The sequence below is a fragment of the Pseudomonas sp. 8Z genome (assembly GCF_902506535.1).
In the GTDB taxonomy this organism is placed as follows: domain Bacteria; phylum Pseudomonadota; class Gammaproteobacteria; order Pseudomonadales; family Pseudomonadaceae; genus Aquipseudomonas.
In genome coordinates, this window is the sequence record NZ_LR733827.1 from 788,471 (window position 1) to 813,275 (window position 24,805).

At 57.5% G+C, this 24,805-nt stretch carries 29 protein-coding genes and 1 pseudogene; 13 read left to right on the forward strand and 17 right to left on the reverse strand.

Going from position 1 to position 24,805, the window contains the following annotated elements:
• Nucleotides 1-14 precede the first annotated feature (14 nt).
• From ccoS to hemN, 3 genes are all read left to right on the forward strand, one after another.
• On the forward strand, nt 15-221 hold the full coding sequence (gene ccoS, locus AERO9A_RS16360; RefSeq protein WP_159972983.1) for a cbb3-type cytochrome oxidase assembly protein CcoS: 207 nt from the start codon (nt 15-17) through the stop codon (nt 219-221).
• Nucleotides 214-897: a sulfite exporter TauE/SafE family protein gene (locus AERO9A_RS16365; RefSeq protein ID WP_159972984.1), complete on the forward strand. Its 684-nt coding sequence runs from the start codon at nt 214-216 to the stop codon at nt 895-897. Before ccoS ends, AERO9A_RS16365 begins: the two co-directional genes overlap by 8 nt.
• A gap of 213 nt (nt 898-1,110) precedes the next feature.
• Nucleotides 1,111-2,493: an oxygen-independent coproporphyrinogen III oxidase gene (gene hemN / locus AERO9A_RS16370; RefSeq protein ID WP_159972985.1), complete on the forward strand. Its 1,383-nt coding sequence runs from the start codon at nt 1,111-1,113 to the stop codon at nt 2,491-2,493.
• Nucleotides 2,494-2,532: 39 nt separating this feature from the next.
• On the opposite strand, the gene AERO9A_RS16375 is transcribed toward hemN, so the two are convergent.
• The gene (locus tag AERO9A_RS16375; RefSeq protein WP_159972986.1) at nt 2,533-2,979 is read right to left on the reverse strand and encodes a hypothetical protein; all 447 of its coding nucleotides are present in this window, start codon (nt 2,977-2,979) and stop codon (nt 2,533-2,535) included.
• A gap of 151 nt (nt 2,980-3,130) precedes the next feature.
• On the opposite strand from AERO9A_RS16375, the gene fnr reads away from it, so the two are divergent.
• Entirely contained in the window at nt 3,131-3,865 is a 735-nt protein-coding gene (gene fnr, locus AERO9A_RS16380; protein WP_159972987.1) for a fumarate/nitrate reduction transcriptional regulator Fnr, read from the forward strand.
• Nucleotides 3,866-3,957: 92 nt separating this feature from the next.
• A complete protein-coding gene (locus AERO9A_RS16385; protein WP_159972988.1) occupies nt 3,958-4,506 on the forward strand; it encodes an adenine phosphoribosyltransferase in 549 nt (182 codons plus the stop codon).
• A gap of 217 nt (nt 4,507-4,723) precedes the next feature.
• Here AERO9A_RS16385 and AERO9A_RS16390 read toward each other — a convergent pair.
• Together AERO9A_RS16390 and AERO9A_RS16395 are read right to left on the reverse strand one after the other, a co-directional pair.
• Nucleotides 4,724-4,902: pseudogene (locus AERO9A_RS16390) on the reverse strand (IS30 family transposase); the annotation flags it as partial.
• A 262-nt stretch (nt 4,903-5,164) separates the two neighbouring features.
• Nucleotides 5,165-5,866 carry a TetR/AcrR family transcriptional regulator gene (locus AERO9A_RS16395; protein ID WP_159972989.1) on the reverse strand — a complete coding sequence of 234 codons (702 nt, stop codon included), beginning with the start codon at nt 5,864-5,866 and terminating at the stop codon, nt 5,165-5,167.
• Here AERO9A_RS16395 and AERO9A_RS16400 point away from each other — a divergent pair, their 5' ends adjacent.
• Nucleotides 5,867-6,748, forward strand: coding sequence for an SDR family oxidoreductase (locus AERO9A_RS16400; protein WP_159972990.1), 882 nt, complete (start codon nt 5,867-5,869; stop codon nt 6,746-6,748).
• 230 nt (nt 6,749-6,978) lie between these two features.
• Entirely contained in the window at nt 6,979-7,371 is a 393-nt protein-coding gene (locus AERO9A_RS16405; protein ID WP_159972991.1) for an MAPEG family protein, read from the forward strand.
• A gap of 548 nt (nt 7,372-7,919) precedes the next feature.
• Here AERO9A_RS16405 and AERO9A_RS16410 read toward each other — a convergent pair.
• The 9 genes from AERO9A_RS16410 to AERO9A_RS16450 all read right to left on the reverse strand — a co-directional run bounded on the left by AERO9A_RS16410 (nt 7,920) and on the right by AERO9A_RS16450 (nt 13,990).
• Nucleotides 7,920-8,684 carry an Imm52 family immunity protein gene (locus AERO9A_RS16410; protein ID WP_159972992.1) on the reverse strand — a complete coding sequence of 255 codons (765 nt, stop codon included), beginning with the start codon at nt 8,682-8,684 and terminating at the stop codon, nt 7,920-7,922.
• Between the two features lie 151 nt (nt 8,685-8,835).
• Nucleotides 8,836-9,597, reverse strand: coding sequence for an Imm52 family immunity protein (locus AERO9A_RS16415; protein ID WP_159972993.1), 762 nt, complete (start codon nt 9,595-9,597; stop codon nt 8,836-8,838).
• Between the two features lie 35 nt (nt 9,598-9,632).
• Nucleotides 9,633-10,325: an Imm52 family immunity protein gene (locus AERO9A_RS16420; RefSeq protein WP_256665984.1), complete on the reverse strand. Its 693-nt coding sequence runs from the start codon at nt 10,323-10,325 to the stop codon at nt 9,633-9,635.
• 45 nt (nt 10,326-10,370) lie between these two features.
• Entirely contained in the window at nt 10,371-11,138 is a 768-nt protein-coding gene (locus tag AERO9A_RS16425) for an Imm52 family immunity protein (protein WP_256665985.1), read from the reverse strand.
• Nucleotides 11,139-11,149: 11 nt separating this feature from the next.
• Nucleotides 11,150-11,725 carry a Tox-REase-5 domain-containing protein gene (locus AERO9A_RS16430; RefSeq protein WP_306109806.1) on the reverse strand — a complete coding sequence of 192 codons (576 nt, stop codon included), beginning with the start codon at nt 11,723-11,725 and terminating at the stop codon, nt 11,150-11,152.
• A gap of 292 nt (nt 11,726-12,017) precedes the next feature.
• Nucleotides 12,018-12,383, reverse strand: coding sequence for a hypothetical protein (locus AERO9A_RS16435; protein WP_159972995.1), 366 nt, complete (start codon nt 12,381-12,383; stop codon nt 12,018-12,020).
• A complete protein-coding gene (locus tag AERO9A_RS16440; protein WP_178111183.1) occupies nt 12,376-12,888 on the reverse strand; it encodes a DUF4123 domain-containing protein in 513 nt (170 codons plus the stop codon). Before AERO9A_RS16440 ends, AERO9A_RS16435 begins: the two co-directional genes overlap by 8 nt.
• 47 nt (nt 12,889-12,935) lie before the next feature.
• On the reverse strand, nt 12,936-13,337 hold the full coding sequence (locus AERO9A_RS16445; protein WP_159972997.1) for a PAAR domain-containing protein: 402 nt from the start codon (nt 13,335-13,337) through the stop codon (nt 12,936-12,938).
• A complete protein-coding gene (locus tag AERO9A_RS16450) occupies nt 13,334-13,990 on the reverse strand; it encodes a hypothetical protein (RefSeq protein WP_159972998.1) in 657 nt (218 codons plus the stop codon). Before AERO9A_RS16450 ends, AERO9A_RS16445 begins: the two co-directional genes overlap by 4 nt.
• 212 nt (nt 13,991-14,202) lie before the next feature.
• On the opposite strand from AERO9A_RS16450, the gene AERO9A_RS16455 reads away from it, so the two are divergent.
• Nucleotides 14,203-14,991, forward strand: a complete 789-nt coding sequence (locus AERO9A_RS16455; protein WP_159972999.1) for a transporter substrate-binding domain-containing protein — start codon at nt 14,203-14,205, stop codon at nt 14,989-14,991.
• Between the two features lie 170 nt (nt 14,992-15,161).
• Here AERO9A_RS16455 and AERO9A_RS16460 read toward each other — a convergent pair whose 3' ends face one another.
• Together AERO9A_RS16460 and AERO9A_RS16465 are read right to left on the reverse strand one after the other, a co-directional pair.
• Nucleotides 15,162-15,356 (reverse strand): DUF1289 domain-containing protein, encoded by a 195-nt coding sequence (locus AERO9A_RS16460; RefSeq protein WP_159973000.1) that lies wholly within the window; start codon nt 15,354-15,356, stop codon nt 15,162-15,164.
• Complete coding sequence (locus tag AERO9A_RS16465) at nt 15,340-15,675, reverse strand: hypothetical protein (RefSeq protein WP_159973001.1); 336 nt, start codon at nt 15,673-15,675, stop codon at nt 15,340-15,342. Before AERO9A_RS16465 ends, AERO9A_RS16460 begins: the two co-directional genes overlap by 17 nt.
• A gap of 362 nt (nt 15,676-16,037) precedes the next feature.
• Here AERO9A_RS16465 and codB point away from each other — a divergent pair, with 362 nt between their 5' ends.
• The 3 genes from codB to codA are packed head-to-tail and all read left to right on the forward strand — an operon-like array spanning nt 16,038 to nt 19,776.
• On the forward strand, nt 16,038-17,309 hold the full coding sequence (gene codB, locus AERO9A_RS16470) for a cytosine permease (protein WP_159973002.1): 1,272 nt from the start codon (nt 16,038-16,040) through the stop codon (nt 17,307-17,309).
• On the forward strand, nt 17,306-18,529 hold the full coding sequence (locus AERO9A_RS16475) for a PucR family transcriptional regulator (protein ID WP_159973003.1): 1,224 nt from the start codon (nt 17,306-17,308) through the stop codon (nt 18,527-18,529). Before codB ends, AERO9A_RS16475 begins: the two co-directional genes overlap by 4 nt.
• 11 nt (nt 18,530-18,540) lie before the next feature.
• Nucleotides 18,541-19,776: a cytosine deaminase gene (gene codA / locus AERO9A_RS16480; RefSeq protein ID WP_159973004.1), complete on the forward strand. Its 1,236-nt coding sequence runs from the start codon at nt 18,541-18,543 to the stop codon at nt 19,774-19,776.
• Between the two features lie 196 nt (nt 19,777-19,972).
• Here codA and AERO9A_RS16485 read toward each other — a convergent pair whose 3' ends face one another.
• The 3 genes from AERO9A_RS16485 to yegS form a co-directional block, all read right to left on the reverse strand.
• A complete protein-coding gene (locus AERO9A_RS16485; RefSeq protein ID WP_159973005.1) occupies nt 19,973-20,779 on the reverse strand; it encodes an MOSC domain-containing protein in 807 nt (268 codons plus the stop codon).
• A 62-nt stretch (nt 20,780-20,841) separates the two neighbouring features.
• A complete protein-coding gene (locus AERO9A_RS16490) occupies nt 20,842-21,774 on the reverse strand; it encodes a chemotaxis protein CheV (RefSeq protein ID WP_159973006.1) in 933 nt (310 codons plus the stop codon).
• 97 nt (nt 21,775-21,871) lie between these two features.
• Nucleotides 21,872-22,786, reverse strand: coding sequence for a lipid kinase YegS (gene yegS / locus AERO9A_RS16495; RefSeq protein ID WP_159973007.1), 915 nt, complete (start codon nt 22,784-22,786; stop codon nt 21,872-21,874).
• Between the two features lie 174 nt (nt 22,787-22,960).
• On the opposite strand from yegS, the gene AERO9A_RS16500 reads away from it, so the two are divergent.
• Together AERO9A_RS16500 and AERO9A_RS16505 are read left to right on the forward strand one after the other, a co-directional pair.
• Nucleotides 22,961-23,659, forward strand: coding sequence for a pirin family protein (locus tag AERO9A_RS16500; RefSeq protein ID WP_159973008.1), 699 nt, complete (start codon nt 22,961-22,963; stop codon nt 23,657-23,659).
• An 81-nt stretch (nt 23,660-23,740) separates the two neighbouring features.
• Nucleotides 23,741-24,778 (forward strand): AraC family transcriptional regulator, encoded by a 1,038-nt coding sequence (locus AERO9A_RS16505; RefSeq protein ID WP_159973009.1) that lies wholly within the window; start codon nt 23,741-23,743, stop codon nt 24,776-24,778.
• Nucleotides 24,779-24,805: the final 27 nt, after the last annotated feature.

Below are 24,805 nucleotides of genomic sequence, written 5' to 3' on the forward strand. Positions count from 1 at the left end.
ACTATGGAGAGCGTATGCCCGCCCTGTACATCCTGATTCCCGTCGCCATCGCCCTGGTCGCTTTCGCCATCTGGCTGTTCTTCTGGGCCGTGGACAGCGGCCAGTACGACGACCTCGACAGCCCGGCGCACAGCATCCTCTTCGATGACGAGGATCCACTGCACAAGGCCGGTGTCGAGCAGGCTAAAGAGTCCAGCAAGCAGGACAAGCCTGATGCTTGAACTGCTGCCACTGCTGATCTCAGCGCTGATTCTCGGCTTACTTGGCGGCGGTCACTGCCTGGGCATGTGCGGCGGCCTAATGGGCGCCCTGACCCTGGCTATTGCTCCCGAGCAGCGTGGTCGACGCCTGCAATTACTGCTGGCCTACAACCTGGGGCGCATTCTTAGCTACAGCGCCGCGGGTCTCCTGCTGGGCCTGGCAGGCTGGGCAGTAACAGGAAGCGCGGCAGAAACCGCCCTGCGTACACTCGCGGCACTGTTGCTGATCGCCATGGGCCTGTACCTGGCTGGCTGGTGGAGCGGGCTGACACGCCTCGAAGCGCTCGGGCGCGGCATATGGCGACATATCCAGCCCCTGACGCGACGCTTCATGCCAATCACTAGCATCCCAAAGGCAATGATACTGGGTGGGCTATGGGGCTGGCTGCCCTGCGGCTTGGTCTACAGTACCCTGCTCTGGGCATCGAGCCAGGGCAATGCTCTGGACAGCGCTCTGCTGATGCTCGCGTTCGGCCTCGGCACCTCGCCGATCCTGCTGGCCACCGGGCTGGCAGCCGAGCGCGTCACCGCCCTGTTACGCCGTCGCGGCGTACGCGTCGCCGCAGGCCTGCTGGTGATCCTCTTCGGCCTCTGGACACTGCCCGGCCCGCACCAGCACTGGCTGATGGGGCACTAGAGCAGCTTCAGCGAACCTAGCCCGGATGCAAGCCTAAGCGGCACGTAGAAGCCATAAATCGAGCACGCGATGATGTTTTTCGCTCTTGCCTACAGCCTGAAGCCTGCCGCCTATAGCCTTTATCCCCTGCCTTGATCCCCGTTGATTCAGGTCAAGGCTCCTGAGCGCGTGCATCCCTAGACTGCCCACAAAGCCTGACCAGGATTATTTCCCATGTTCGACGCTATCCAGTGGGACGCCGACCTGATTCGTCGCTACGATCTCGCCGGCCCGCGCTACACCTCCTATCCAACCGCCGTGCAATTTCACGACGATATTGGCCCGTTCGACCTGCTGCATGCACTGCGTGACAGCCGCAAGGCGGGCCGTCCGCTCTCACTCTACGTGCACATCCCGTTCTGCGCGCACATTTGCTACTACTGCGCCTGCAACAAAGTCATCACCAAGGATCGCGGGCGCGCCTTGCCTTATTTAGAAAAGCTTGAGCGTGAAATCGAGATACTCAGCCGTCATGTCAGCAAGGGGCAGGTAATCGAGCAATTGCACTTCGGCGGCGGTACGCCGACCTTTCTTAGCCATGACGAACTGCGGCGGCTGATGCAACACCTGCGCAAGCACTTCAACCTGCTCGATGACGACTCGGGTGACTACAGCATCGAAATCGACCCGCGCGAGGCCGACTGGTCGACCATGGGACTACTGCGCGAGCTGGGCTTCAACCGCGTCAGCCTGGGTGTGCAGGATCTCGACCCGCAGGTGCAACGTGCGATCAATCGACTGCAAACCCTGGAAGAAACGCGCGCCATCATTGAAGCCGCACGCACACTGCAGTTCCGCTCGGTCAATATCGACCTGATCTACGGCTTGCCCAAGCAGACGCCTGAACGCTTCGCTCACACAGTCGCCGAAGTCATCGCCCTACAGCCAGATCGTCTCTCGGTGTTCAACTATGCACACTTGCCCGAACGCTTCATGCCACAACGGCGGATCAACAACGAGGATCTTCCAACTGCGGCAGAAAAACTGGCCATGCTAGAGGCCAGCATTGAACAATTGACCAAGGCAGGTTATCGCTACATCGGTATGGATCACTTCGCCCTACCGGACGACGAACTGGCAATAGCTCAAGAAGAAGGCACCCTGCAGCGCAACTTCCAAGGCTACACCACGCATGGACATTGCGACCTGATTGGCCTGGGGGTTTCAGCGATCAGCCAGATTGGCGACCTATACAGCCAGAACGACAGTGACATTAACAACTATCAGCAGAGCCTTGGCAACGCGCAACTGGCGACTCGCCGGGGCCTACACTGCAATGCAGACGATCGCCTGCGCCGTGCGGTCATCCAACAGTTGATCTGTCACTTCGAGCTAGACTTTCGCAGCATTGAACAGGCCTACGCTGTCGAGTTTCGTGACTACTTCTCGGCACTCTGGCCAGACCTGCAACGCCTGCACAGCGATGGTCTAATCGAGCTAAACGACCAAGGGATTGTCGTCCAACCTGCGGGCCGCCTGCTGGTACGCTCGCTGTGCATGCTCTTCGACCGCTACCTCAACGAGCAAGTGCGTCAGCGCTTCTCACGCGTGATCTGACAAACGCAGCCCCGGGCTGGCTCAGCCCTGGGCGGCCACTTAGCCCATCGCCAGCGAGGATGCAGTCTGCATCTGCTCGCCGCTCAGCCCCTGCTCGCGCATCTGCTTGATCAAGGTGGCATTGGCGGAGGTTAGCGCACCGTTCAAAGTGGCCAACTCGCTCTGCAACGCCTGCGCCTCGGCACGCTTGGTATCGGCATCCTTGCTCTGATCCGCCATCAACTCCCTGATCTCAGCCTGTTTGGCAGCAATCTCAGCCTTCAGTTTGCGGATCATCTTCAACAGATCTTTGATGTTATCCGGCAAACCGCTCTCGTCGATATCTTGGCTCTTTCCATTGGCACTGGCCGACAGGCTTTTGCTCAGCTCAGAGAGGCTGACTCGCAGGCCTTCTCGCGCCTGCTCAGGCGTTTGCTCGACTGCGCTATTTTGTCGCTGAAAGGACCTGCTCAGATTGCTCAATGGGGTGCTGGTTTCGACACGCATCTGGCGTCTCCTTGCTCAAGCTCATATCGGCCCCTGAATATCGGCCTCAATACTTCAGACTTGAGCGCCGGATCAACTTTCATGTGACTGGTCGCCCTGCTTCCCCTGCGGTACCCTTAGCCGCATTGCGTGTATATCAGGAAGCCGATCGATGTCTGAGAGCATCAAGCTGCGAACGCAGCACCAAGCCCATTGCAAGGATTGCAGCCTAGCCGCACTGTGCCTGCCAATCTCGCTGAACCTCGAAGACATGGACGCACTGGACGAAATCGTCAAGCGTGGCCGTCCATTGAAGAAGGGGGAGTTTCTGTTTCGTCAGGGCGACACCTTCGGCTCAGTTTTCGCCGTACGCTCCGGCGCGCTGAAGACCTTCGGCCTGAGCGACTCCGGCGAAGAGCAAATCACAGGTTTTCACCTGCCCAGCGAGCTGGTTGGTCTGTCCGGCGTGGATGGCGAGCGCTATCCGGTCTCCGCGCAAGCGCTGGAAACCACTTCGGTGTGCGAAATTCCCTTCGAGCGTCTTGATGACCTGGCTCTGCAACTGCCGCAATTGCGCCGTCAATTGATGCGGATTATGAGCCGCGAGATCCGCGACGATCAGCAGATGATGCTTCTGCTCTCGAAGAAAACCGCCGACGAGCGCATCGCCACCTTTCTGGTCAACCTCTCGGCACGTTTTCGCGCACGAGGCTTTTCCGCTAACCAGTTCCGCCTGGCCATGTCGCGTAACGAGATCGGCAACTACCTCGGTCTGGCCGTGGAAACCGTATCGCGCGTATTCACCCGCTTCCAGCAGAACAAGCTGCTCGAAGCCGAAGGCAAGGAAGTGCATATCCTCGACCCAATCGAGCTATGTGCCCTGGCAGGCGGCAACATCGACATCTGAGCCCGCCCGGCGCCTATCGGCGCCGACGGCTACTTTCATGATAGCGCCGCCCATGCGGCGCTTTCGTATGCCCGAAATACGCAGGAAATCTCATGATCTTCGACGAATTCAGCATCAAGACCCTGATCCGCCCGGTGGTGGACTTCCCCAAGCCTGGCGTGGTGTTCCGCGACATCACCCCGCTGTTTCAGTCACCACGCGCCCTGCGCCTGGTCGCCGACAGCTTTATCCAGCGTTACGTGGAGGCCGAATTCAGCCATATCGGTGCCATGGACGCCCGCGGCTTTCTGATCGGTTCGATCATCGCCTATGAGCTGAACAAGCCGCTTGTGCTATTCCGCAAACAAGGCAAGCTGCCGGCCGACGTGCTCTGCGAGGGCTACCAAACCGAATACGGCGAAGCCTTCTTGGAAGTGCACACCGACAGCCTATGCGAAGGCGACTCGGTGCTGATCTTCGATGACCTGATCGCCACTGGCGGCACCCTGATCGCTGCCGCCAACCTGGTGCAACGCATGCGCGCAAAAGTCTTCGAGGCCGCCGCAATCATCGACCTACCCGAGCTAGGAGGATCACAGAAACTGCAGGACGCAGGCATTTCCACCTTCACCCTCACCGCTTTCGCCCTCAACGAGCAGTAAACCAAAGTCACAAGCAGCCTGGGGCGCCCACTTTCTGTCAGCCAACCTCAACTAGGAGTTGGCTGTATCGATATCATGCTCATCTGGGCAACGCCTGATCCCATGAAAAACAGCATCGCCTCCTCGACAACCCGCTCCCCTCTCGTGTCGTTTCTGCGTAGCGCCGATGATGGATTGGACTGAAAAATGGCGGTTACAGGAGCTGAGTGCAACACGGTTATTGAATTGAAGCCAGTGCACCATGCTGCATAGCGATGTTTTTTCCATGACCTCGCACATGACCTCGATCAGGCACTTGAAGTCGAAGCGCTTACGCGGACGCATGTTCAGTGGTAGTGCAATGGCATTTAGCTCCTCCCGGCTGCGTACCGACAGGTCTGCAGCCTTGAGCAAGTACGGAACGCCGCGATCATGGACGCGACTCACCGCCAAGGCTCAGTGAGCGCCTGAGAAAAGATAAGCGATTGACCGCTCAAGAATACCCAGCTAGCCGAAAATGAAATCAACCATTTTATTGCCATGCCTGAACGGTGCGGCGCCTTAAAAAATAGCGGCCAAGCTGCGCGCTCCCCCTACGAGGCGGGTATTTCTGCGCAGCGTGAATCAAGCCTCTCCTCAGCCATTGGCAATGATTCAGGCTACTTACTGACAGGCACACTCATCCCAACATAGAAAATGCGATCGATAATATTTCCTTCACTGTCTGCGGATCCTCACCACGAGCAAGGTGTGACGAAGCACTACTTAGCTGTGCATCGATATAAATAGCTGCAAACTCCGATGACATGTCTGCAGAAAACTCACCTTTGGCCTTCGAACGCTCTACCCATTCTTTGAATGCGGCTAATCCTTGCCTTTCAAGGAAGTCAACTTGCGCCCGTGTTTCCTCACCCAAGTGAATACGTGATTCACGCATTTTGATAAAGAGACATCCCCTGGGGGATTCATGATTACAATTAGATGAAGCGGCAAATGACACGAGTCCATCAAGCGCGTCTCGAAACGAAGCATCGCCAGCCAACATCGCCTGCACAGGGCTTAGCACTTCCTCGTAATACCGAAGAACAACAGCCTTCATCAGGCCATCTTCATTCAAAAACTCCCGATACAAGCCGGGCTTCGATATATCACATCGCCTGCAAATTTCATTAAGAGACAGGTTGCCGATGTCCTCCTTCCAATAGGCCTCCATCGCGACATCCAAGATGCGGTCACGGCTCAAGGTCTTGGGTCGCCCTCTTGTAGGTTTAGCTGGATCCAAGCTCATTTTCGTACCACTCAGTATTTTATCTTGACACGGCATATGCGCCAGCTTATTGTACCGGTCGGTATTTAAATAGCAACCCAACAGGAAGAACACATGAACCACCCAGCGAAAACCGTAATTATCACCGGCAGCAGCAGTGGCTTTGGCTTGAAAGCAGCTAAGGCTTTTGCAGATAAAGGTTTCCAAGTATTCGCCACCATGCGGGGTCCAGAAGGCAAGAACGCTTCCGTCAAGAGCGAATTGGAAGCGTATAGTGACTTCATCCATGTTGTCGGCATGGATGTTACCAACGACGAGTCTGTCAAAAGCGTCATTGCAGGCGTACTTGATAAAGCGGGAAAAATTGACATCTTGATTAACAATGCTGGCGTAATGTACCTAGGCATTACGGAGGCATTTAGCATTGCCCAAGCCAGAGAACAGATGGAAACCAACTACTATGGTGCTATGCGTACTATACAGGCCGTGTTGCCAGCCATGCGCGAGGCCAAGTCCGGCCTAATCATCAACACATCATCCATGGTTGGCCAGATATCGGCACCGTACTTCTCTACCTACGCGGCGACCAAGCATGCACTGGAAGGCTACCTCCAAGGTTTACGCTACGAAGTGGCGCCATTCGGCATTGATATCGCCATAGTACAACCAGGCCCATTCCCTACCGGCCTGAGCGCAGCCGGACAAGAACCGAACCGTACAGACATCCTGGACAGCTACGGCACGCTAGCCCAAATTCCTCCCGCCATGTTTGAGGAATTCGGTAAATTTATGAAAAGTGATCAAGCACCTAATCCACAGATGGTCGTGGACGCGTATTTGGCACTCGCAGACATGCCTACGGGTAAGCGACCTACACGCACAGCTGTCGGTTTGGTTTGGGGTGTTGATGAGATCAACGCAGCGAAACAGCCTATCCAAGACCGCGTTTTGAAAGAGATGCAACTGGAAAATGTTTTAGGCGGCGCAGACGCGTAATTTTCGACATCAGGAGCAAACTACTTTTTGCTCCTGCTTCGACCATGCCGCGATTACACTCTTCGCCCAAGACGTCTAACTGCACTTCTTTACCCATTACTAAAACAACTCATTGAAATAACTAGCATCCAGTTACCATTCGCCGCCATGCTCACCGCATAACATCCCTTTAAAAACGGATTTTAAGCGAGCGACGGCACTGCCACCCCTGCCGGGGCAAGGACTACATGATGAGAGTCACACTTCTCTATAGCGGCCTGCTTACAATTTTTTTTATCGTACTAAGTGCCCGAGTAATTATTGAAAGAGCAGCACCTGGGAAAGCCAGCCTTGGGGATGGTGGTGATCCAGTCATGCTTCGGCGCATTAGAGGGCACGGCAACTTCGCTGAGTACGTGCCACTGGCGATTGTGCTAATGGGTTTTCTAGAATTAAGTGGCTCACCTCATTGGCAGCTACACACACTCGGCTTAGTACTACTTGCTGGGCGTATACTGCATGGTTATGCACTTTCGTTTACAAACAACAACCCATTTGCTCGTAGTGTCGGCATCATAACGACCAATTTAGTACTGTTTATTTCAGCAATGCTTTGCATTGGCAGATATTTAGGTTGGGCCTAAGGAAGGTCTGAACTAGGCCGCTATTTTGGGTCGACTTCGGCCATTACCGATTTTGAAAGAGGTGAATTGATCAGAAGGCGGTCAAATCACCTGTTTTTTTGCTGTATTCGGCCTCCGCAAGCGGCCTGCGGGGGCCAATTCCCACATTACAGGCGCACCTTTCCTGCGCGGCTCAACAAAAAAGGGGACCAAAAAAGGGGGTCGCGGTAGAGACGGTGGTTACCCACCGCCCCCCGCACAGATCCGTACGTGCAGCATTACCGCATACGGCTCCTGCCTCAGGTTTTGACGCGAAAACGTTCTGCCGGGTAGGGGTGTCGAGGTGCTCGTGACGGCCAAAAACGAAGCGCTGAGCGGACAACCTGACCGGTTTTGACTGGTCGGTGCGTTCAAAATCGGCAGAGGTCGAAGTCGGCCGGAAATGTCGGGCTATTTCAGACCATCCTTAGTAAAGATGTGAGCTTGGCCCGAGCATGCCCGTCGCAAAACAGGCATGCTCGGCGCTGATCAATGCAATGGTTACCTATGCTAACCCTCGGCTCCATAAATCAATGCCGAAACATCGGCAAATAACCAAACTCAACCAGCTTCGTATCGATATTCCCCACCCGCTCATAGTGCTCCTTGTTCTTCTCATCCATTACGCCAGGACAAGTAATCACTATCGTGCCGCGCTCAGGAATCGATATTAGATCCTCCGCCTCGGGAAGCATCTCCTTCGTCAATTCTTGCGGGCAGTAGCCAATCCAGCCGATGGTTTGCTGGTCATTGAAGACCCTATAATCCAGGTAGTAATTGCGAGGAGCAATTACGCCCCACTCGATTTCCGGCCATATTTCCACAACCGCACGCATCATGCCTATCAAAATATCGCGAGCATCAGGAATAGCTAACAGTAAAAAACCCACATCCTCAAACTTAATTGAGGGCCTACTTATAGTCATGTCATGACCATCGTATGAGATCGATAGCGCGCCCTTGAAGGGGTCAACCTGGCCATTCCACAAGACATATTTAGTTCGCTTGGGATTCACATGACCATCGTCATCACGCCAAGAGTCCGCCTCCTCACGTAGATACTCTGGATTCTCTACAACATTGAAGCGCAAACCTTCTTTGGGTGAACTACCACCTCTATACCAATTCTTCAGCAGCGGATGCAAATTCCCGATTCGCTCAAATAACTCTGTACTCCTCGCAAGCTGTTCTTCACGAGAAACCTGAACGATCTTTTTCTTATTGAAGTGCATCCCAAAAAAGAACCCTTTAAAAGACGCAGTCTTTCGCATATATTCTTCATTATAATCAACCATGACGACACCATACTCCAGACCAATTACTCAGGAACAGATCTGAAGCACTCACCACCATTCTTCTATTCCCCAAAAAAAGAAACTCGCCTTGCTGCCTATTTATACATAAAAATTAGCCCGAACAATCACCCTTACTACCATTCTACATAAATCACATTGGCAGATACCCAAGCTCCACCAATTTTGTATCTATATCTCCCACACGCTCATAGTGCTCTCTATTCTTTTCATTCATCACCTCCGAGCTACTGACGATGATACTGCCACGCCCTGGAATATCGACAATTTCTTCAGCATTTGAAAAATCCGCATTCTTTAGCGGGTACGGGCAATAACCGATCCAGCCAGCTGTCAACCTGTCAGTGAAAACCCTATACTTCAGGTAATAGTCTTCAGGCGCTACAACCCCCCATTCAATCTCAGGCCAAAATTCCACTGCAGCGCTCATCATTCCCACCAGCACGTCCTTGACGTCAGGCATAGCCATTACTAAAGCGCCTGCATCTTCAAACTCCATATAGGCAGGCATCATCTCGATATCATGCGCGAAGTAGCTAAGAGATAGGCCTCCCTTAAAAATATCTTCCTCGCCGTTCCATAGGCTGTATTGTATTGCACGGCTCATGTCTCCATCCTGATCGCTCACCCAGTCCATTACCTCCTTGCGCAGGTATTCGGGTTTATCAACAACATTGAAGCGCTTCGCTGACTCAGGCGAGTGGCCACAGAGATACCAGTCTTTCAAAATCGGGCTCAAGGCGCCTATCGCCTTGAGAAAGGAAACGCTACGTTCAACCTGCTCGTCGCGAGCAACCGATGCAATTCGAGCCTTATTGAACCGCATTCGAAATGTAAACTTCCTGAATGCCTTGGCCTTTTCCCTAAACTCTTCTGAGCTGTAGTAATCTCTCATGAACCGTCCAATTAAAGTTCCAAATTGCTCACCACTCAAGCATTGAACATCGGTAAATAACCAAGCTCAACCAGCTTCGTATCAATATCCCCCACCCGCTCATAATGCTCCTTGTTCTTCTCATCCATTACACCAGGGCAAGTAACCACTATCGTGCCGCGTTCAGGAATCGATATTAGATCCTCCGCCTCGGGAAGCATCTCCTTCGTCAACTTTTGCGGGCAGTAGCCAATCCAGCCGATGGTTTGTCGATCCTTGAAAACCTTACCCGCTTGGTAGTAGGCCGTTGGTGCAATGCTGACCCAGTCAATCTCAGGCCAAGTATTCACAGCTAGCTTGATGATCTCTACAAAAACTGAGCGAGCGTCAGGCAGCGTAGCGAGCAGAGCTCCAGCATCTTCAAAGCGCATTGCCGATACAGAATTCATATTGTGGGCACTGTAATGAAATGCCACGCCGCCCTTCAGCAAATCCTCTTCACCATTCCAGACAGAGAACTCCAGTAAATTAGGAAAACCAGGATCAAAGCTATCTTCCACCTTCTTTCTCAAAAAATCAGGTGTCAGCACCACATTTTTTGAAAGCGCATCCTTGACACTTCTCGCCTGCAAGTACCAGTTGCGTATGAGCGGCGATAGACTACCCAGATTTCCCAGAAATGAAATCGCCCTATCCACTTGCTCATTACGAGAGGCGTTCACAATGCAGCACTTATCAAAGCGCAGCAAGAAGACAAAACTCCTGAACATCAATAAACCCCGACATCATTGCCTTCAGCTTAAAAACATCGGCAAATATCCAAGCTCAACCAGTTCCGTATCGATATCCCCCACCCGCTCATAATGCTCCTTGTTCTTCTCATCCATTACGCCAGGGCAAGTAACCACTATCGTGCCGCGCTCAGGGAGCGATATTAGATCTTCCGCTTCGGGAAGCATCTCCTTCGTCAACTTATGCGGGCAGTAGCCAATCCATCCAACAGTCTGCCTGTCTTTGAAAATCCTGAAGTCCAAATAATAATTGAGTGGTGCAATAACACCCCATTCTATTTCCGGCCAGACTTCCACCGCAGCACGCATCATGCCTATCAGTACCTCACGAGCATCCGGAATGGCCAAAAGCAAAAAGCCCACATCTTCAAATTCAATCGAAGGCATGGTTATAGTCATGTCATGAGCATCATACAACATTGTCAATGCGCCATTTAAAGGGTCAACCTGGCCATTCCAAAGTACATATTTGGTTCGCCTGGCACTGACAGTTTCGCTATCATCGAGCCAAGAGTCTGCTTCCTCACGCAAATACGCGGGGTGCTCAACGACATTGAAACGCAGCCCTTCCTCAGGGGAATTACCACCGCGATACCAATTTTTCAGCAGCGGGTGCAGCTCTCCAATTCGGCTAAAAAAATCCACACTTCTCGCGAGCTGCCCTTCACGAGAAATCAAAGCAATCTTATTTTTATTGAAGCGCAGGCTAAAGTAGAAACTTCTGAACGACTTAGCCTTGCTCATATACTCGTCGCTGTACTCAGTCATCATATCAAGACGTCCTAGGCCAATTGCTCAGGGTTAGACTTATAGTATTCATCCATCTGCCGCTGTTCTTCCCGTCTCATCTCCTCATACTCCTGAGCATCTTCTCCACCCGGCATTGGATTCCAAAAAGCAAAGAGATTCGTCTTGCCCGAACGCCTATATCTTCCTGAACAGTACTCGTAGACCACTCGCTGTAAAAAGTGCCATTCAATCCTTACGGGTGGGGCCGGTACAGCTTGCTCCGCATGTTTAAAGGCCTTGTCAATCAAATCCCTTTCGACCGCTAAAATAAACCATGGCTTGGGTCTGTTGAACATCGGCACAAACATAAATGCATAATTCGCCTTCGCCTCCAACAAGGTGCAGCGGCTCTTATCGAATCCATCCCACCAAGTTCCGCTCCAAAACCACTCATGAGGATATGGAAAATTGGTCACCCACTGCTGATACTGCGCGGACAGCTCGGACATGCTGTGCCCTTTACCATTATTGGCAATGGCCATGACACCTTGCTCAGGTGGGCATTCGACGCAGTCCTTGTCCTCGGCCTTGCAGCTATCCTCACCTTCCCGCGTTTGCTCGCGCGTCATGGGTGGTGCATCGGTCTGTTGCTGGGTCTGTGGCTGCACCTGCGGTTGTGGTAACGGCTGAGGCAACGGCCTGGGCTGTGCTGAGGGGGCGGGCATAGGCCGAGGAGCGGGCGGAGCGACAGGTGCGGGCCTGGCCGGCGGCATCGGTAATCTCGTAGGGGGCACCCTCATCCCCTCTAGCGGCAAGCGGAAACCTCCCCGAGGCAGAGGGCCGCGAAACGCCAGTTGATCAGCCGAGCCAGTTCCACTTGACGGTTTGAATGGATTACTCATATTCGATCACTCCCTGTTCTCACTTGGCGCTGGGCCATTCCTTCAAGCCATGCAGGTACTGCATGATGCTGTCGTAGTCACGGAAACGCTGTTCGGGGCTATCCGCGACAGGTCGCTGCATCCACTTGATGAATTGTGGTTCCTTCTGAAAACCGGGCGTCATCAGGCTGTAGCGCATAAAAAGCTCGACCATCTCGGGATCTTTGATTCCAAAAGCCCAAGCCTCTTCGCGCTGCTCTTTGAGGTAACGATAAGCAGGCCACTCGCCCATTTTTTCGAGCCAGGCGGGATCATGCTCACGGACTTCGAGCAGTAGTTTTTCAATGACCTCATCCTCGCGCACCTTCTCCAGGCGTTCGAGTTGCTCCGCTGTGAACTCAAGCATCGCCAACCTCCATGGCTTGGGCGGACGCAAAGGTCAGGTAGTCGTTTTCCAATGGCTGCCAGACCTGCCAGTAAGCGATAGGCCGCATCAGCTCCGCCTCTTGCGCCTCGCTGAGTACACCTTGCAGAGCCCGGCGCACGGTCGGGTTGTAGTATCGAAACAAGGCTCTTCTGCCATCAGGCAGGCGAGTGAACAGGTTGCTGCGCAGGTGCTCGGCAAGGGGCTCGAAGGGCTGCACACTCCAAAGCCAGGACACCAACGGTGAGGTAACATCCCGGCTTATCAACCACTCCAGCAGTCCGTCGCTTCTTGCATTGTCTTCAGTGAATGCCACCAGGGCCGGGCCAGCATGCTTGATGCCATCGAGCTCCGTGCCTTCGAGCAGCCACTGCCATTGCAGCGCATCACCGGCGTTGGAGAATCGATTCCCCAAGGTCAGATAACTCGCTCCATCGACCAGGGCATAGTGCTTGAGCTGTGGGTTCTTGACGCGACGTTGCCGCATCGCCTGGTACAGGTTCTGCGTTTGGCCGTGCGCCTGAGCGACCGTATTCATTTGGAAGCCCCCAGATTTTCCAGGGGAACGAAGGTCGCGTTGCGCTTGGCGGCCAGCAATAGGCACGGCAAACAAAGGGCTGGCGCCTTGATGACAGGCGGAACGAACGCTGCACCACCGCCTGACATTCCAATGATGACGGTACCGGAACCACCGACCACCACGTTCCCATGACTTCCTACAGTGCCGATGGTGGTAGCCGGCAAGCCGTTGATCAGCACGTTGGGTACGACATTGCTGGCCAACGCACTTCCACAGGCCGTGCTATCGGTTTGCCGGGCAGCGCTCAGGCCGTCGAAAATCACATCCGGCGAGCCGCTGACGATTGGATTGGTGCCGTGCCCAGGTAATGGGCAGGCTGTCGGGTCGCTCACTCGGGCGGCGGGTTTTCCACTCATGACGATGCTCCTTGGGGTTGTATCCTGGTGTGCGACTCGTGCACATCCATGTTCGAGTTGGCAAAACACCAACGACACTCGACTGCATCGAACAACGCGAACTGAGAAGGCGTTTGCTGGGAGGAAAGAGGTGGCGGCATGGCATACAGGGCTTCATCTGTATGCCAACGCATCTCGGCAGCACAGACATCGTCCCATTCATTGAGCTGGGCGTTGTAATCGCGTAGCCCTACTCGGTCATAGCAGGCCTGCAGTTGCTGAGGCAGTTGCTGCCCCCAAGCCAAATAATGCGCTGAAGTCCATTGGCCGATATGCGCCTGAGCCAACCAGCCCATGGGAATCAAGCGCTGCTCCGCTTCCAGCAGGCGTCGGCTATGCGCCGCGAACCCACAGCAAATATGCAGGTTCAACCAGCCCTGGTGATGACGAAGATAGGCATTGGGATCGAAGCATTCGGATAGCAGGCGAGCCTTATATCCCTCTATGCCACAAGAGCTGATAACGATCTCGGCATCCAGACGCGAAACGAAAGCCCAAACGGCATCGCAGCCCTTGAGGTTGTGTACACACGCAATCTGGCCGGTCTGTTCACCTGAGCCAGTTCTGAACAGGCCATAGAGCCGAATAGAAGACTTGAACGTGGGAACACTCATCCTGACTCCCTAGCACGATCCTGTGGGCGCTGCTGCGTTCCGTTGCTGATCCTAGGCCAGAGTGTGTTGCACTTGCAGCAGGCATGTCCCGAACGCATGTCACAAAAAATGACGGCATGCACCGACGCGCCAAGCCAATCCCCCCTGTTGCACTCGGCAATTACAACCGCCACCCTTCGCCTCACCTTTCAAAACAAGAGCATCGACCCACCATGAACAATCTTGCACACAGCGCCATAGCCGCCCTGATGATCGGGCTGTCGAGTTTCGCCCAGGCTCAAGAACTGCCTTCGCATCTGGACAGGGTGTTGGAAAAAGGGGAGCTGGCGGTGTGTACCACCGGCGATTACAAGCCTTATACGTTCCTGCGTGAAGACGGTGAGCACGAAGGCATCGATATCGAGATGGCCCGTTCGCTCGCGCAAAGCCTCGGGGTGAAGGTGCAGTGGGTGCCGACCACCTGGAAAACCCTGCTGCCGGATGTAGTTGCCGATAAATGCGACATCGCCATGGGCGGTATCTCGGTAACGCTGGAGCGCCAGAAGAAGGCCTTTTACAGCAGCACGCTGGATGTCGACGGCAAGATCCCACTGGTGCGCTGTGAAGACGTTTCGCGCTATCAGACCATCGAGCAGATCAACCAGCCTTCAGTGCGCCTGATCGAGCCGGCGGGCGGCACCAACGAGGCCTTTGCGCGGGCATTCCTGCCGCGCGCTCAGTTGGCCTTCCACGATAACAAGACCATCTTCCAGCAACTGCTGGACAAGAAGGCCGACGTGATGATCACCGACTCGTCCGAAGCCCTGTATCAGCAGAAACGCATGCCCGGCCTGTGCGCGGTCAACCCGACGAACTACATGCAATATGGCGAGAAAGCCTACCTGCTGCCGCGCGGTGATGTGGTCTGGAAGAGCTATGTCAATCAGTGGCTGCATTTGAGCAAAGCCACCGGCGCCTATCAGAAAACCCTCGCCCACTGGCTGGCGGTGTCGGCGCAATAAGTGGATCGCGCCCGCGCAGTGCGTGGGCGTAATAGGTTGACGGGGGATGTATGCTCATCCTCCCGTTCGCCTCATGCCAAGTTCTACACAAAGCACCGGTTTGACGCCACGCGTGAGCTCACGCGGCGACTGTCTCACATACAGCCACACATGCTCAGGCCTGCCGCCGATTACTCGCGAACCTTGGCCTTTTTCTTGGCAATCGCCTTCACCCGCGCTGCAGCCTTCTGCACGGTGGCCATCTTCTCGGGGCGTTTCATGCCGCGCCATTTGCGGATTTCTTCGCGGGTGCGGCCGCAACTGACGCACAGCTCGCCGTTGAGCTGGCACAGTGAGACGCAGGGGTTCTCAATGTCCTTGGCCACGTGCGCCCCGCGTCTGCGCTTGCACGGCAAACACGACGTGCTTGTCGATATTGGCAACGCTGATGCCCACTTCAGCGAATGCAGCTAGCGTCAGCACCTGCATGCGCGCCTTGTCCGGGCTGGCCAGGGCCCGCGCCTTGTTCGCCTCGCTGTCGAACATCCACGTCACTACGAGGCTCTGTGGAAACTGCTCGTAGTCCACCTCATGGGTCAGCCATTGGAAGCCGACAATTTCGCTTTTGGCCGTTTCACAGGCGTTGGTCAAGGTACGGATCAGCTCACGTTCGATGCCTGAATATTTTCGTTTCGACGATGCCATAAAACCCTTTCACGTCTGAATCCGCTCGGCATAAGCGCCAGCCAGTGTTTGCTTGTAGACGGCCCACGTCACGGCAATGAATGCCGCCGCCGATGCCAGGCTGCAAAAGGTCGAGTCTACAGTGCTTGCAACGGCCTGGCCGCAATAAGGCCACTCGCTTAAAGCTGGTGCGCGCCTCATTGTCACGCACCATTTCTGTTCTAAACTCACAAACCCCAATAGCCTGAAGGCACTTTTAGTGCTTTTTATTGTGCGTTATGCACAAAACACGTTGAGCAACTCGCCTAGTCGAGCATGCTTTTTGAAGCTGGCACGCGCTCTGCTATTGGCAAGGCTTCATCAACCAAACCGGAGCCAGGCCCATGAGCAACGCCACCCCCGATAGCGATTACCCCCTGAGCGAGGTGCCCAACGGCGCACGCAAGGGGCTGTTTTCCACTGCCATTCTGCTGTTCGGTTTCACCTTCTTCACCGCCACCATGTTCGCTGGCGGCAAGATCGGCATGGCGTTCGATTTCACAACCCTGCTCTGGGCGGCGGTGATCGGTAATCTGCTGCTGGGCCTGTATGCCGCCGTGCTAGGCCTGATCGCCTGCCGCAGCGGGCTGAACTCGGTGCTGATGGGCCGTTTCTGCTTTGGCGAAGTGGGCAGCAAACTGTCCGACGTACTGCTGGGCTTCACCCAGATCGGCTGGTATGCCTGGGGCACGGCAACCATTGCCATCGTGCTGGTGAAGATTCTCGGCCTGCCCGAAAGCCTGACCATCCCGCTGATGGTGCTGTTCGGCTTCGGTTTCTGCCTCACCGCCTTCGTCGGCTACAAAGGGCTCGACCTGCTATCACGCGTCGCCGTACCAGCCATGCTGGTACTGTTGGTGGCGTCGTTGTGGATCGCCACCCGTGATATCGGCGGTTTGAGCGGCCTGCTGGCAGTGGAGCCCAAGGAGAGCATGAGCCTGAGCGTGGCCATCACGTTGGTGTTCGGTACCTTCGTCAGCGGCGCCACCCAGGCCACCAACTGGACGCGCTTCGCCAAGAGCGGCCGCGTTGCGGTGCTGGCCAGCCTGTTCGGTTTCTTTATCGGTAACGGCCTGATGATCATTGCCGGGGCCTATGGCGCCATCGTCTACCAGCAGCCGGACGTGGTCGAAGTGCTGGTGCTGCAGGGCTTGTCCATGGCCGCCGTGGTCATGTTGTTCCTCAACCTGTGGACGACGCAGGACAACACCATCTACAACTTCGCCGCCGCCGGCTGCAACCTGCTGCGCACCGGCAAGCGCAAGACCGTCACCCTTGTAGGTGCCGGCATTGGCACGCTGCTGGCCATCGGCGGCATGTACGAGATGCTGATTCCGTTTCTGATCCTGCTCGGCTCGATCATCCCGCCGATTGGCGGCGTGATCATGGCCGACTTCTTCTACGGCCACCGCGCGCGCTACCCGAAACTGGCCGATGTACGCCTTCCCGCATTCAACTGGGTTGGTTTAGGCGCCTACCTGATCGGGGCGCTGAGCGCCTACTTCTCGCCCTGGGTCGCGCCGCTGGTGGGCATCGCCGTGGGCGCCCTGGCCTACGTCGCGCTGTTTCAGTTGAATAAGGCGCTGACCACTAACCAGCAGGTCGCCGGCGCGTGAGTCTGACCGTCGCCGATGTACTCGCCCTGCCCGGCCTGGCCAGCATGCACCTGCGGGCAGGGCAGGCCGGGCGCGACAATGCCGTGCGCTGGCCCTACGTGGCCGAAAACGAAGGCATTGCCGACTGGGTGATGGGCGGCGAGTTGATCTTCGTCACCGGCATCAACCACCCGCGTGACGAAGCCAACTTGCTGCGTCTGGTGCGCGAGGGCCATGAGCGCGTGGTCGCCGGTATGGTCATCCTCACTGGCGCCGAGTTCATCCAGACCATTCCGCCCAGCGTCATCACCGAGGCCGAGCGCCTGAATCTGCCGCTGATCGAGCAGCCCTACGCGCTGAAGATGGTGGTGGTCACCCAGGCCATCGGTACTGCGCTGGTGCAGGCGCAGCAACTCGGGCGCTCGCGCCAGCACGTGCTGGAACAGGTGCTCGACGGCGATTACCAGTCGCTCGACGTGCTGCTGCAACGCGGCGACAGCCTCGGCCTGGCCCTGCACGTGCCGCGTCAGGTGGCATTGCTGCGCCTCGACGGCAGCGAGCAACTGTTCGGTGATCTGCCCGACGAAGACGCCGAACGCCAGCTACAGAGCCGCCAGCAACTGCTGCAAAGGCGACTGGAGCAAAGCCTCGGCGAGCTCGGTGACGCGCTACCGCTGGTCAGCCAAGGTCGTCACTGGATCGCCCTGCTGCCCTGCCCCGATGCCCACGCCGAAGCGCGCAACCGCCAGGCCATGACCGTACTGCTCGACGAACTGCGCCCGCAGCTCGACCCACTACGGCTGTTCCTCGGCCAGGGCAGCGCCGCCTGTGACGCCCCGCGCTTCGCCCAGGGCCTGGGTGAAGCACGCCAGGCCCTGGCCGTGGCGCAGCGCTTTCCCGAGCGCCTGGGTCTGTGCAGTTTCAACGAATTGGGCGTGCTGGAGTTGCTCGGCGCGATCCGCGACCGCAGCCTGCTTGATCGCTTCGTCGAACGCGTGCTAGGCCCATTGATCGGCGACGACTCGCGCCACCAACCGGTGCTGATGCCGACGCTGGAAGCCTGGTTCGCCGAGAACGGCAACCTGGCTCTGGCCGCGCAACGCCTGAACGTCCACCGCAATACCCTGAGCTACCGACTACAGCGCATCGAAGCGCTGACCGGTTGCTCGTTCGAAGACCCGCACGAGCGCCTGAACATCAGCGTCGCGCTGTTGATCCGGCGCCTGTCGTCGCCTGCCTGAGAGGAACCCCAATGATCATTCACAACGCCCGCCTGCGTGGCCGCGACGGCCTGCACGGCATCACCCTGAACGGCGAGCGCATCGCCGCCATCGACGCCCAGCACGCCCTGCATCCCATCGCTGAGGGCGACCTGGACGCTGCTGGCAATCTCGTGGTACCACCTTTCGTCGAGCCACATATCCACCTCGACGCTACCCTCACCGCCGGCGAGCCGGCCTGGAACATGAGCGGCACGCTGTTCGAGGGCATCGAGCGCTGGGCCGAGCGCAAGGCACTGGTCACCCATGAGGACACCAAAACCCGCGCCAAGAAGACCATCGACATGCTGGTCGACCATGGCATCCAGCACGTACGCACCCACGTCGACGTCACCGACCCAACCCTGGCCGCGCTCAAGGCCATGCTCGAAGTGCGCGAGGAGACCCGCCACCTGATCGACCTGCAGATCGTCGCCTTCCCGCAGGAGGGCATCGAGTCCTACACCAACGGTCGCGCGCTGATGGAGCAGGCCATCGAACTGGGCGCCGACGTGGTGGGCGGCATCCCGCATTTCGAGAACACCCGTGACCAGGGCGTATCGTCGATCAAGTTCCTCATGGATCTGGCCGAGCGCACGGGCTGCCTGGTGGACGTGCACTGCGACGAAACCGACGACCCGCAGTCGCGCTTTCTCGAAGTGCTGGCCGAAGAAGCCCGCGTGCGCGGCATGGGCGCGCGGGTCACCGCCAGCCACACCACCGCCATGGGCTCCTACGACAACGCTTATTGCTCCAAGCTGTTCCGCCTGCTGAAGATGAGCGGCATTAGCTTCATCTCCTGCCCCACCGAGAGCATCCACCTGCAGGGCCGCTTCGACACCTACCCGAAGCGCCGCGGCCTGACCCGCGTGGCGGAGATCGACCGCGCCGGGATGAACGTCTGCTTCGGCCAGGACTCCATCGTCGACCCCTGGTATCCGCTGGGTAACGGCAACATCCTGCGCATCCTCGAAGCCGGCCTGCATATCTGCCACATGCTCGGCTACGAGGACATCAAGCGCAGCCTGGATCTGATCACCGACAACTCAGCGCATGCGCTGAACCTGGGCGAGCGTTACGGGCTGGAGGTGGGGCGCCCGGCGAACCTGCTAATTCTTTCGGCGCCGGACGATTACGAGATGGTGCGCAGCCAGGGCCACGCGCTGGTGTCGGTGCGCCACGGCAAGGTGTTGATGCGCCGCACGCCAGCACAGATCGAGCGTGCCTGAAGCTAGCGCTGGAGCGAAGGACGCGCCCGATAGCTTTTGCTCAGTGCCCGGACATGATCGCGAATAAATTCGCTCCTACAAAAGCATCGATCCTGCGTCTGAGTGCCAGGGCGTACGGCCATGTAGGAGCGGATTTATCCGCGATAAGGGTTGGCGCCAGCCACATGCATGACTGGGTGCCCTCCCCTGGCCAACCTTATTCGAGCACTTCCACCGGCATGCCCACCTGCAGCTCACCTATGCCGCGCGGCAACAGGTTCTGCCCGAAGTACACCTCGCCTTCACGCTCCCGGTAAGTCTTGAGGGTAGTCAGGGGCTCACGGTCGGCGCTGCGTTCTCCGCTTTGCGGGTCGACCGTGGTGAGGATGCAACGGGTGCAACCTTTGGCCACGTCGAACTCCACCTCGCCGATGCGGATACGCTTCCAGCCATCCTCGGCGTAGGGTTGACTGCCGACCACCACCAGGTTGGGACGAAAGCGCAACATCGACAGTGGCTGGCCCACACGCTGCGCCAGATCATCCAGCGAAGCCTGGCCGATCAGCAGCAAGGGGAATCCATCGGCGAACGCCACGCGGTCGCCCGGCTGGGCATAGGCCGTGTCCACCTGGCGGGTACGCGCCTCGGGCACTTGCACCAGACGGCAGGCCCGCCCCAACAGCTCACTGAGCCAGGCAGCGGCCTCGTCACCGGCATCCGGTACTTGCAGGCTGTCGCGCCAGACGGTCACACTGCGCAAATTCTGCTCAGGCTCAGGCAGGGCGACATCCAGTCGGCCATGACCAGCAGCACTCAGGGTCAGGCCACCACGTGGGTTGTACAGCGCCGAGAGCTGGCTCATCTGCGGTAGCAGGCGTTGGCTGATAAAGCGACCGTTCGCCGCTTCGACCACCATCCAGCGACGATCACCCACCAGCCCCAGGCCGTTAACGGCGCTACGCTGTAGCGACTCGGCCTGCCCTGACTTGAGTGGGTAACGGTATAACTGCGAAAGACTCAACATGCCCCAATTCCCTGCGTCGGCAAAACGTCCTTATACGAGTTGCCGAGGGGCATCACAAGCGGTTAGGCGGGCTCGTCGAGAGCAAGGCGAGTGCGAATGACCTCGACCAGTTTGTCTGGCTGGAACTTGGACAGGAAGCCGTCGCAACCGACTTTCTTCACCATGGCTTCGTTGAAGCTGCCGGACAGCGAGGTGTGCAGCACCACGTAGAGATCCTTCAGGCGTGGGTCGCTGCGGATTTCACTGGTCAGACGATAGCCGTCCATTTCCGGCATCTCGGCATCGGTGAAGACCATCAGCAGTTTGTCGGTCATCACTTCGCCGGTATCTGCCCACTTCTTCAAGAGATTGAGGGCCTTGAGACCATCACCGGCCATGTGCAGACGAATACCGAGTTGAGTCAGGGTGTCACGCAACTGGCTGAGGGCGACGCTGGAGTCGTCCACCAGCAGCACCTCACGACCACGGGCTTTTTCCAGCAGCGGGTCGGCAAGCTTCTCGGCCGATACCTTGGCGCTCATCGGCACGATTTCCGCCAGCACCTTCTCCACGTCGATGACTTCGACGATCTGATCATCGACCTTGGTGATGGCCGTCAGGTAATGCTGGCGACCTGCGCCACCAGGCGGCGGCTGGATCGACTCCCAGTTGAGGTTGAGGATACGGTCGACGCTGCCGACCAAAAAGGCCTGCACGGAGCGGTTGTATTCGGTGACGATGATGGTGCTGCGCTCATCCGGCACCAGCGGGCGCATACCGATGGCCTGGGACAGATCGATGACCGGTAAGGTCTGGCCACGCAGATTGACCACACCACAGACGAAGCGGTGACGCTGCGGCATCAGCGTCAGCTTGGGCATCTGCAGGACTTCCTGCACCTTGAACACGTTGATGGCGAATAGCTGTCGGCCGCTCAGACGGAACATGAGAATTTCGAGGCGGTTTTCGCCAACCAATTGTGTACGTTGATCTACTGAATCAAGAATGCCGGCCATCATGCGCTCCCGTGGTGTGTAGTGAGTCTAGCCTGCCTTTTCCGTTATCGGCAGACTGTCGGCAGACTAAAGATTGCTAGCGCTAGGCCATCATGCCTCAGCCCCGTACACCTGACCAGTGATGCAACAACGGCGAACGCTTCGGCAAATGCAGGCGCAAGGCGCCCGGTTTGGCCATGAAACGCAGGCTGTGGCTCTCCAATGGCTCACCGTCGAGGTTGAGATCGAGGCCCTCTGGGGCGTCGACTTCCAGCCAAGGCAAGCGGGCACTGATCGCAACGCTCTGCAAGCCACGGATGCCACCCGATAGCAGCGTACCAAGCGTACCGACTGCATCGTGCGCCGCCGGTACGATGCAAACATCCAGCAAGCCATCGTCGACCGTTGCCTCGGGGCACAGTACATGCCCGCCACCGGCCTGACGGCCATTGCCGATACCCAGCGCCAGAAACTCCCCCTGCCACTGGAAGCCCGGCCCGCGGAAATGCCCGACCGCCGGACGCACCTCGGAAAAGCGGCTAAGCCCGGTGAGCAGATAGGCGGCACCACCGAGGATTTTCTTAAGCTCCTCCGGCGTATTGGCTGTCACATTGGAGCCAAAGCCGCCTGTGGCCATATTAAGGAAGGCGCGCTCACCGGCCAGGCCGATATCCACCGGCACCGGAGCGACATCGAGCAATTGCAGCGCTTCATGCGGATTCAGGGCAATACCGGCAGCATGGGCGAAGTCATTGGCGGTACCCAAGGGTAACAGCGCCAGACTGGCTTGCGCGTCGGCCTGGATCATCGCCTCGACCACATCGCGCAAGGTGCCATCCCCACCGCCGGCGATCAGGGTCGGATAGCCCGCCGCCAGCCCCTCCTCAACCAGGCGCTCGGCGTCTCCGGCCTCCCAGGTCAGACGCACCGCCAGTTCCCAGCCGCGCTCGCGCAAGGTATGCACGGCGGCCCTTACTTCAGCGTTCAGCGCCTGCTTGCCATGCAGAATGAGCCAGGCCTTGCGTGCGTTCATCGTCCGTCTCCTTGATTGCCCCACGAAAGCCTAGTGCTTAGGCCCTGGCAAACTAATCGAATGTATAGATATTTTTAAGGCTAAAAATCCGCTTTTAAATCGCACCAAGCGAAAAGATCATAGCGCCATCAACACTGCACGGGACTGACCCCGCGCACGACTGGAGGATTGACCATGATCGATGTACGTCCGTTCGAACAACTCGGTGGCGCTCACCATGGCTGGCTCAACGCCCGTCATCACTTTTCCTTCGCCGAATATTACGACCCACAACGCATGAACTGGGGCAGCCTGCGCGTCTGGAACGATGACGAGATCGCTGCGCAATCGGGTTTCCCACCTCATCCGCACCGCGACATGGAGATCATTACCTACGTCCGTGAGGGTGCCATCAGCCACCAGGACAACCTCGGCAACAAAGGCCGGACCGAAGCTGGCGACGTGCAGGTGATGAGCGCCGGTACCGGTATCGCACACAGTGAATACAACCTGGAAAGCGAAACCACCAAAATTTTCCAGATATGGATTCAGCCCAACCAGGCTGGCTTGCCGCCGTCCTGGGGCGCCAAGCCGTTCCCCAAAGGCGACCGTGCCGGTGCCTTCGTCACCCTGGCCAGCGGTTATGAAGAAGACGCCGATGCCCTGCGCATCCGCACCGACGCACGCCTGGTCGCAGCGACGGTCAAGGCAGGGCAAAACGCCGAGTACAATCTGCTGCCAGGGCGCAAGGCTTATCTGGTGGGCGCCACCGGCACCTTCACAGTTAACGGTGTAAGCGCCAAGGCGCGTGACGGTGTGGCCATCGCCGATGAGGCAAAAATCCGCATCGAAGCACAAGAAGACAGCGAGATCGTGCTGGTCGATGTAGCCTGAGAACGGCGAGGAGCGGGCCCTGCCCCTCCTCACGCACCAAGCACGCGCGGCACCGTTAGCCACACAGAACAAGACGACCGCATGGAAAACCTCGGCTATACCTCGGCTACGGCCCTGCTCAAGTATCTGCGCCTGGCCGACCATCTCGGCCTCGACAGCGCATGCGCGCTACAAGCTGCCGATATCAGCGCGCAGGACCTGGCCGACAACAGCAAGCGCATCCCCAGCGCAGCCCATGAACGCCTGCTGGCCCACTTTATCGAGATATCGGGCGACCCATTGTTCGGCCTGCATGCTGCACACTTCGTGCAACCGGGTTCGTGGAGCGTGCTCGGCTATATCACCATGAACTGCGCCACGCTGGGCGAGGCCATGAGCCGCATCGCGCCCTACGAAAAGCTGGTCGGTGATATGGGGACCAGCCATATCGAGGCAGCCGCCGACCACGTCCGGCTGATCTGGAGCTGCCGCCACCAGGCGCCAGAGGTGCGCCGCCATATGGTGGAAAACGTACTCGCGTCCTGGCTGCTGTACGCCCGCTGGATCGCCGACATCGAGCATTCGCCACGTGAGGTCTGGTTCGAACACGCACAACCAGCCGCCACTGATATCGCCGAATATCAGCAACTATTCGGTTGCCCAGTCCTCTTCGAGCAAGCGTGCAACGCCCTGCTGGTGCCGCCGCAGCACCTCGCCCTGCCACTGCGCCAGGCCGATGCCAACCTGCTGCGTACACTGGAAGAACACGCCGCTGCGCTGCTGGCTAAGCACAATGATGACGAGCCACTTGTACGCCGAGTAAAAGCCGCCCTGCGTCTACTGCTCAAGGACGGCCTGCCGCGCAAGGAGCGTGTAGCCGAGCAGTTCGGCATGACCGTTCGCACCCTGCAGCGCCACCTGCAACAAGCGGGTAGCGGCTACCAGCAGATCCTTGATGAGTTGCGCCGGGAACTGGCCGAACACTACCTGCTGCACAGCGACCTGGCGATACAGGACATCGCCTGCTACCTGGGTTTCACCGACGCGCGCTCGTTCCACCGTAGTTTCAAGGCCTGGACAAGCCAGACACCGGGCGAATTTCGCGGCGCGCGGCGCGGCCACGAAGGGCTGCTGCCGTAGCCGGGATGAAATTCAGGCTACGAGCGA

Coding starts and splice junctions, on each gene's coding strand:
- AERO9A_RS16505 (WP_159973009.1), top strand. CDS start 23,741: ATGGAAAACCTCGGCTATACCTCGGCTACGGCCCTGCTCAAGTATCTG.
- AERO9A_RS16490 (WP_159973006.1), bottom strand. CDS start 21,774: ATGGCCGGCATTCTTGATTCAGTAGATCAACGTACACAATTGGTTGGC.
- AERO9A_RS16435 (WP_159972995.1), bottom strand. CDS start 12,383: ATGCTTGAGTTCACAGCGGAGCAACTCGAACGCCTGGAGAAGGTGCGC.
- fnr (WP_159972987.1), top strand. CDS start 3,131: ATGTCTGAGAGCATCAAGCTGCGAACGCAGCACCAAGCCCATTGCAAG.
- AERO9A_RS16375 (WP_159972986.1), bottom strand. CDS start 2,979: ATGCGTGTCGAAACCAGCACCCCATTGAGCAATCTGAGCAGGTCCTTT.
- hemN (WP_159972985.1), top strand. CDS start 1,111: ATGTTCGACGCTATCCAGTGGGACGCCGACCTGATTCGTCGCTACGAT.
- AERO9A_RS16365 (WP_159972984.1), top strand. CDS start 214: ATGCTTGAACTGCTGCCACTGCTGATCTCAGCGCTGATTCTCGGCTTA.
- AERO9A_RS16465 (WP_159973001.1), bottom strand. CDS start 15,675: ATGGCATCGTCGAAACGAAAATATTCAGGCATCGAACGTGAGCTGATC.
- ccoS (WP_159972983.1), top strand. CDS start 15: ATGCCCGCCCTGTACATCCTGATTCCCGTCGCCATCGCCCTGGTCGCT.
- AERO9A_RS16410 (WP_159972992.1), bottom strand. CDS start 8,684: ATGGTTGATTATAATGAAGAATATATGCGAAAGACTGCGTCTTTTAAA.
- AERO9A_RS16400 (WP_159972990.1), top strand. CDS start 5,867: ATGAACCACCCAGCGAAAACCGTAATTATCACCGGCAGCAGCAGTGGC.
- AERO9A_RS16485 (WP_159973005.1), bottom strand. CDS start 20,779: ATGTTGAGTCTTTCGCAGTTATACCGTTACCCACTCAAGTCAGGGCAG.
- AERO9A_RS16445 (WP_159972997.1), bottom strand. CDS start 13,337: ATGAGTGGAAAACCCGCCGCCCGAGTGAGCGACCCGACAGCCTGCCCA.
- AERO9A_RS16405 (WP_159972991.1), top strand. CDS start 6,979: ATGAGAGTCACACTTCTCTATAGCGGCCTGCTTACAATTTTTTTTATC.
- AERO9A_RS16450 (WP_159972998.1), bottom strand. CDS start 13,990: ATGAGTGTTCCCACGTTCAAGTCTTCTATTCGGCTCTATGGCCTGTTC.
- AERO9A_RS16385 (WP_159972988.1), top strand. CDS start 3,958: ATGATCTTCGACGAATTCAGCATCAAGACCCTGATCCGCCCGGTGGTG.
- codB (WP_159973002.1), top strand. CDS start 16,038: ATGAGCAACGCCACCCCCGATAGCGATTACCCCCTGAGCGAGGTGCCC.
- AERO9A_RS16455 (WP_159972999.1), top strand. CDS start 14,203: ATGAACAATCTTGCACACAGCGCCATAGCCGCCCTGATGATCGGGCTG.
- AERO9A_RS16500 (WP_159973008.1), top strand. CDS start 22,961: ATGATCGATGTACGTCCGTTCGAACAACTCGGTGGCGCTCACCATGGC.
- AERO9A_RS16440 (WP_178111183.1), bottom strand. CDS start 12,888: ATGCGGCAACGTCGCGTCAAGAACCCACAGCTCAAGCACTATGCCCTG.
- yegS (WP_159973007.1), bottom strand. CDS start 22,786: ATGAACGCACGCAAGGCCTGGCTCATTCTGCATGGCAAGCAGGCGCTG.
- AERO9A_RS16425 (WP_256665985.1), bottom strand. CDS start 11,138: ATGATGACTGAGTACAGCGACGAGTATATGAGCAAGGCTAAGTCGTTC.
- codA (WP_159973004.1), top strand. CDS start 18,541: ATGATCATTCACAACGCCCGCCTGCGTGGCCGCGACGGCCTGCACGGC.
- AERO9A_RS16415 (WP_159972993.1), bottom strand. CDS start 9,597: ATGAGAGATTACTACAGCTCAGAAGAGTTTAGGGAAAAGGCCAAGGCA.
- AERO9A_RS16430 (WP_306109806.1), bottom strand. CDS start 11,725: ATGACGCGCGAGCAAACGCGGGAAGGTGAGGATAGCTGCAAGGCCGAG.